At 45.2% G+C, this 6,628-nt stretch carries 8 protein-coding genes; 5 read left to right on the top strand and 3 right to left on the bottom strand.

The window, feature by feature from the left end:
- Positions 1–64 precede the first annotated feature (64 nt).
- A complete protein-coding gene (locus tag QUB13_RS13095; RefSeq protein ID WP_333089096.1) occupies positions 65–1,009 on the top strand; it encodes a fused MFS/spermidine synthase in 945 nt (314 codons plus the stop codon).
- Positions 1,010–1,048: 39 nt separating this feature from the next.
- Positions 1,049–1,219: a YqaE/Pmp3 family membrane protein gene (locus QUB13_RS13100; RefSeq protein ID WP_333089093.1), complete on the top strand. Its 171-nt coding sequence runs from the start codon at positions 1,049–1,051 to the stop codon at positions 1,217–1,219.
- A gap of 185 nt (positions 1,220–1,404) precedes the next feature.
- Here QUB13_RS13100 and QUB13_RS13105 read toward each other — a convergent pair whose 3' ends face one another.
- Positions 1,405–2,664, bottom strand: coding sequence for a lipid-A-disaccharide synthase (locus QUB13_RS13105; RefSeq protein WP_333381312.1), 1,260 nt, complete (start codon positions 2,662–2,664; stop codon positions 1,405–1,407).
- A 36-nt stretch (positions 2,665–2,700) separates the two neighbouring features.
- Between QUB13_RS13105 and QUB13_RS13110 the strand changes: the two genes are divergently transcribed.
- From QUB13_RS13110 to QUB13_RS13120, 3 genes are all read left to right on the top strand, one after another.
- Entirely contained in the window at positions 2,701–3,177 is a 477-nt protein-coding gene (locus QUB13_RS13110) for an ankyrin repeat domain-containing protein (protein ID WP_333381314.1), read from the top strand.
- Positions 3,178–3,395: 218 nt separating this feature from the next.
- On the top strand, positions 3,396–3,518 hold the full coding sequence (locus tag QUB13_RS13115; protein WP_333089089.1) for a hypothetical protein: 123 nt from the start codon (positions 3,396–3,398) through the stop codon (positions 3,516–3,518).
- A 38-nt stretch (positions 3,519–3,556) separates the two neighbouring features.
- Entirely contained in the window at positions 3,557–3,715 is a 159-nt protein-coding gene (locus tag QUB13_RS13120; protein WP_333089088.1) for a hypothetical protein, read from the top strand.
- Positions 3,716–3,793: 78 nt separating this feature from the next.
- On the opposite strand, the gene QUB13_RS13125 is transcribed toward QUB13_RS13120, so the two are convergent.
- Positions 3,794–4,837, bottom strand: coding sequence for a calcium-binding protein (locus QUB13_RS13125; RefSeq protein WP_333089087.1), 1,044 nt, complete (start codon positions 4,835–4,837; stop codon positions 3,794–3,796).
- 172 nt (positions 4,838–5,009) lie between these two features.
- The gene (locus QUB13_RS13130; RefSeq protein ID WP_333381318.1) at positions 5,010–6,071 is read right to left on the bottom strand and encodes a calcium-binding protein; all 1,062 of its coding nucleotides are present in this window, start codon (positions 6,069–6,071) and stop codon (positions 5,010–5,012) included.
- Positions 6,072–6,628 lie beyond the last annotated feature (557 nt).

Below are 6,628 nucleotides of genomic sequence, written 5' to 3' on the forward strand. Positions count from 1 at the left end.
TTTGTGCTAAGAAATACTACTTGTGACAACATCGAGACAGCATTCTATATTTGGAGAGTAATTGATGTCAGGTAGCGAAGTTCGTGCAGACTTTTGGATGAGCGAGTACATTACCCCCTGGGATATTTACGTTCACGGCATCATCAGCGTCCTCGCTTACAAGAAAACTGCCTATCAAGAAATGTACGTAGTTCAGACCGGTACCTACGGCAAAGGCTTAGTTTTGGACGGCAAATGGCAATCTTGTACCGGCGACGAGTTTCTCTACCACGAACCCCTCGTGCACCCAGCCATGATTGCTCACGGTTCGCCCAAAAAAGTGCTCGTGCTCGGCGGCGGAGAAGGAGCTACAATTAGAGAAGTGCTGCGCTGGAAAACAGTCGAAAAAGTCGTGATGATCGACATTGACGGCGAAGTAGTAGAAGCTTGCCGCGAACACCTGCCAGAAATGCACCAAAATGCCTTTGACGACCCGCGCTGCGAAGTAGTAATCGGCGACGCCTTGGATTATTTAGACAATACCGACAGCGATTGGGATATTGTCATTTCTGACTTGTCAGATCCCATTGAAGAAGGCCCATCTTTTCAGTTATTTACCAAGGAGTATTTTGAGAAAGTCCGCAAAATACTGTCACCTGACGGATATTTTGTAGTACAAGCGGGCCCCGTTTCTCCGGCAGAAATGAAAATGCACGCCCGCATCGTCAACACCCTGAAATCGGTATTTCCCAACGTTCAATCCTGCACCAGCTTTATTTCTACCTACGGAGCTCCTTGGGGTTTTGCCATAGCTTCAAGCCAGGAAATAAACACGCGGCCAGAACCCGAAGTTACCGACAAAATACTGGCCGAAAAAACAACCGGCGGGTTGCGGATGTTGGATGGGATTACACTGTTGGGGTTGATGCAAGTTCCCGGTCACTTGCGGCGGGTAATCGCCGAGGAAACCGAAGTTTACACTATGGCAGCACCGCCTAAGTTTTTCGGGAAAGGTTCTGTCAGTCAGTGAAGCTAAATTGAAAGAGAAAAGTCGTTTGGAGTAACTGAGATGAGCAATTTAATTCGCCTACTCGCTGCAATTTTTGTTCCCCCTCTAGGCGTATTTTTGACTGTCGGCATCGGCAGAGATTTTTGGATCAACCTGGTTCTAAGCTGTTTTTTCTTGTTTCCGGGTACGATCCACGCTGTTTGGGTGATTGCTAAGCACGATCGAGGTTAAACTATTTTTGTAAGGTGCGTCGCTGCCAAATTTTCGAGTTTATTTGGAGATGCTGGATAGCGACGCACCCTACAATATTTACAAGGTTAAGCTATTTTTGTAAGGTGCGTCGCTGCCAAATTTTCGAGTTTATTTGGAGATGGTTGATAGATCCGCACCCTACGATATTTACAAGGTTTTATTGATTATTGCACCTCAATTTCTTGACAAACCAATTCAGCAATTTTTTTCGCGGCACCGGATTCTCCTCGAACTGCACGCAAACGATCGCCCATTCGTGCTAATTTATCAGGATGGCTCAAATAGTCGATCGCCAAATCCGCCACAGCATCCGCTTCCAGCCGCCCGATTAACTCCGGCACAATCTCCTCCCCAGCCCAAATATTCGGCCAAGCATAAAGTTTTCCCTTCCCCAATTGCAAGATTGCCCAATTAATCGCCGTCGCAAAAACAGAACCGACTAACGGCAAATTTGCCAGCAATCCCGGCAAACCATCCCAAGCCTTCATCGCATCCAACTGCTGCGTCGGAATCAACACAATCATCGGTACAGCTAAGGAACCCAATTCCGCAGTATTCGCCCCCACAGTAGTCAAACACAAACTGCATTCCGATAGCAAATCATAAGCTGGAGTCTCAGTCCAAAGTTCTATTTTTAAGTTATTTGCTGTCTGCAAAAACGGCGATTCTGTTAAATGCAGTTCGGCGCTGGCGCTGTCAAATAAATGCAGGCAAGGATTTTGTTTTGGGTCGGCAAAACCTGCTATAGTTTGCACATCTATGGTAGGCGCAACCGGAATTACAAAGCGTGTTTGAGGTCGGATGCGGTGGATGGATTGGGCGATCGCCAAACATAAAGGTACACCTAAAGCTAATTTCGCCGCCTTAGAACCCGGTAACAATCCAATTAATTCTATTTCCCGTGGGGGCGGTGCGCCGTCTTTTGCCTCCGATTTGCGATCGCCTACTTCTGCAATCAAATCTCCCACAACCGTAAATTTATCAGCATATTTTTTCGGAACTTTAGCAAAAACTTCCGGTTTCATCGCCGCAAACTTATCAATCCAGCGATACCACCGCGCGTCCCATTCCGCATAAGTAACCGTGCGATATTTTAGCCTTTTACCAATAACAACCGTAAAAAATTGGTCGCCACCTAAAAATAAAACAACTCCGGTTTCGTGCCAATCCCAATTTTGGGCAGTTTTGCCCGATAATAGAAATGAAAAAAAATGCTCCGGTGCTTGCACTCTGTCCACTTCTGGGTAGGAAGATGCGATTTGTGCTTCTTTCCCCGTGGCGTGCGGACAGGGGGACAGCACTACCGAGATTCGGGCTTCTGTGCCGCTGTTTCCCAATTGCTGGCGCAATGCTTGCACGGCGGGACGCACCCAAGTTGCTAATTCTCCGGGCCCGTTGGAGAGGATTAAAATATCGACTGCCATAGCATTTAATATTTGAAAGGATACAACGGAGAATTTATGACCGATTTAATTGATGCCGTCAAGATGAGTGATATTGTGGCTGTGGAAAGTGCGATCGAACAACGTGCAGATATCAATGCCAAAGATGCCGAAGGCGCGACGGCTTTGACCGCTGCGGCTGAGGCTGGCAATGCTGAAATTGTCAAAAAAATCCTCGCAGCAAGCGCGGATGCTAACAGTCAGGATAATGACGGGTGGACGCCGTTAATGAGTGCCGCTGCTGCAGGACATAGCGAGATTGTACAGCTTTTGCTGGATGCGGGGGCGGATGTGAATGCTAAAACTAATTTTGGTTTGACGGCTTTGATGAGTGCGGCTGGTAGCGGGCGCGCTGATGTTGTGCAGGTTTTGCTGGAGGCGGGTGCTGATATCAAAGCTAAGGATAATAATACTTGGACTGCTTTAATTTGGGCATCTTCGGAACATCATCAAGATGTGGTTGAGGTTTTGAAGCTGGCGCGCGATCGGCATTAGAACTTTTGCAAAAATACAGTGCACCCCACCCCAACCCTCCCCGAACTCGCGGGGAGGAGGCAAGATTATTTCTTGTTTCCCCCCTTAATAAGGGGGGACTTGCGGGGGGTGAATTTGACTTTTCCAAGATATATATTAAAGACTTAGAAGCCGGGTTAATTGAATAAATCCGGTTTCTGGATGATACAATTAATTAATAAATTTGCCATTTTTATATCATGGTACCACTCGATCGAGAAATGCGTTTGCCAACCGGTGCCGAGCTTCCTTCTTCGGATGATACTCCTGTGGATAACGAAAATCAAAACTCGATCAACCGTTTGAAGTTTGCCAAACGATAAACGGCGAGTACGAACAACAAATTGGCAAACCTTTTTGGATGCCGGAAGTGGGTTTAGGCATTGGTCGAGGTCGATATAGGGAGGGAGAAAGGCAGTTAGAAGTTTTGTATTGGTTTGATGAAAGAGGTAGCAGGTATTTGACGGCTGAAGAATTGGTAGTTAGATACCGCGATCGCTTTGGCGAGTTGCCGGAATAGGCAAGGGCGATCGGGCTTAGTTGTTGAGAAACCCGGTTGCTGGGAGCGATCGGGTTTCTCGTTAGTATTAATTGCTTTCTAGCCGAGAAATACATAACCTATGTCAGGAATATTGAAAGGATTTACGATGTAAACCCGTTTCAGATTTAGATTTGCACCGCCCAGAATTTTGGCAATTGTGTCTCCCAATTTTTCGATGATTAAGTCTCCACCTGACGGAAATATGTTAAAGGGATCCAAACTCCCTGCAAGCTGGATAAAATCCTTACCTTTTTCAAAATTGACAATTGTTGCTTCGCCGTTACCTATATAGAATGTAATTGGGCCAATCAAACTCGGTCGATTGTTAGGAAAAACATCACCCAGAACGAAGTAATCAGAGCCGGGAGTGCCAATCAGGGTATCGAATTCACTGGTAGAAATGAAAAACTCCCTGGTGGATTCCTGGAATTTCACAGTTTCATAGCTATTGGGAGTAAATATATTCTTGGATAAAGCCACCTGAAGTCCATTGATTTGATTTTTACCTGTTTGAAAGCCAGTTACGATATCGTTTCCGTTGGTTCCAGTAAAAATTGCAGAGCGATTTGCCTCGAATTGCCCGAATTTGAGATAGTGTTCTCGCCCGGTTTTTAAACCTCCAGCCTCCACAACTGCGGCCACATCAGGGTTGTCTCGCAAGTAACGCGGTTCAAAGAAACTTGTGCCGTACCTACCTTCTGTTTTTCCGAATTTGATAAAATGCTGAAACCCAGATTTAAAAGTTCCGTTGTCCACGAATGGAGTTATCTCCGGATGACGTTTTAAATAAAAAACTTCGTCGTAGTCAGGCGATACGCGGGTGCGACCTTCTTCGTAGCCAAACTGAACAAAGTGGTCTAAACCTGAAGCAAAAGGCGCGTTTGGATTGTTTGGGGTGCGAACCAAGGGAGCAATATCTTGATTTTGAGCTAGATAAGTTTCTTCGTCAAAGTACCGCGATACTTTGGTTAAGCCGCCAGCTTGACCGAACTTTTCAAAGTGTTCTTTCCCAGATTTGATGATTCCTGCATCAATGGCAGGTTTAACCCAAGGATATTGCGAAAGGTAGTATTGTTCGTCAAAAATTGCGTAGTTAGCCATGTTTTTATACTGCGGCTTTAAATAGCGGTTTATGCAATTTATCAATCATCTGGAACTGAGAAAATCACCCTATAGGGTGATTTTTTTTTTCAGTGTCTAATCTCATTAAAGCTCAATTAGCGATCGCACTCCCCAGCAACAATCAGCCAAATCCCCAATAGCTTAGAGATTTCTAGCCAAGTAAAAATCTAAAAACAGTAGATTCTGGTAATACATTCAAACTGAGATTTCCGCCACCTTCAATAACAGCGATCGTGTCAAAGCTACTAATTCCCGGACTTCCATCTGGACGGGAGACGAACAAGCCGTTCGTTTGGATAGCTAAATCTCGATTGTTGTTGATCGGCAATATCAAGAATTGATCTGAGAAAGGTGATAAATTATCTCCTAGCAGGATGCTATCCTCACCTTTCGTAAAGTTCCGAATTGTCGCAAAACCCGGCCCGATATAGAATGTTGCGGTTCCGGCCGGATTCCCCTTACTGCCTTCTATAAGGTCTCCGAGTACGAATTTATCGCGGCCGCTACCGCCAGTGAGAGTATCGAATTCATTGCTACCGTCACCTTCATACACTCGGCCCTCGCCAAAGCCATTACCTGTACCTAAACCTACTTCAACTCCAATTAATTCGGTATTTCCCACCCCAGCACCGGCAATCATGTCATTCCCGGAACTTCCGATAAAAGTCGCAGAGCGGCTAGGATCGTTTTTGCCGAAATTGAAGTAGTGTTCCCGACCAGTTTTCAAGGCTCCCGATTCGACAAACGGCCGAACATCGGGATTTTTTTGTAAGTATTCTGTTTCAAAAAATGAAGTCCCAAACTGACCGTCTTTGATGCCGAATTCAATGAAATGCTGGTAGCCATTTTTAAAAGTTCCATTCTGAATAAACGGCTGCAACTGTCGGTTATTTGCTACATAAAACGCTTCGTTATACTCAGGCGATACGCGAGTGCGACCTTCTTCGTAACCGTATTGGATAAAGTGGTCTAGCCCGGTCGCAAAAGGAGCGTTTGGGTTGTTGGGGGTGCGGACTAAGGCAGCGATGTCTGGGTTGCCAGCCAGGTAGGTAGCTTCGTCAAAATACCGCGATACTTTAGTTAAGCCGCCGGCTTGACCGTATTTTTCAAAGTGTTCTTGTCCAGATTTGATAACTCCTGTGTCGATCGCTGGTTTGACCCAAGGATACTGCGAAAGGTAGTATTGTTCGTCAAAAATTGCGTAGTTAGCCATGTTTTCCTCCTGCGGCTTTAATTGGCTGTTTGTGCAATTTATCAATCATCTGGAATTGAGACAATCACCCTATCGGGTGATTTTTTTTTTCATTGTCTAATCTCATTAAAGCTCAATTAGCGATCGCACTCCCCAGCAACAATCAGCCAAATCCCCAATAGCTTCGAGATTTCTACCCAAGTAGAAGTAGAGAACCATTAAGTTGTGGTAATACATTCAACTTGAGATTTGCGCCGCCTTCAATGACAGCGATCGTGTCAAAGCGACGGGTTGTATTGTTCGTCAAAAATATCGTAATTCATTTTTGCTTTTTTAAGTAAGAATGTAAAGTGCGATCGAGCAAAATATTTTACGGCACAATTGCCCAACCAATCAAAAGTCATCAATCAACAGCATTAGCTAGTGACTGATGACTGATGACTGATGACTGATGACCAGGGCTGTTTCATTCTCAGGTAAATCATCGTTTTGTAGGGGCGGTGCCTAGGCTGTGTACTTTGTTCGTTTTTATGGTAAAGTATTTCATACAATAATAGTGTAAAAAAAGAGTGTAGCTC

Source organism: Microcoleus sp. B4-D4, assembly GCF_036705185.1.
In the GTDB taxonomy this organism is placed as follows: Bacteria; Cyanobacteriota; Cyanobacteriia; order Cyanobacteriales; family Microcoleaceae; genus Microcoleus.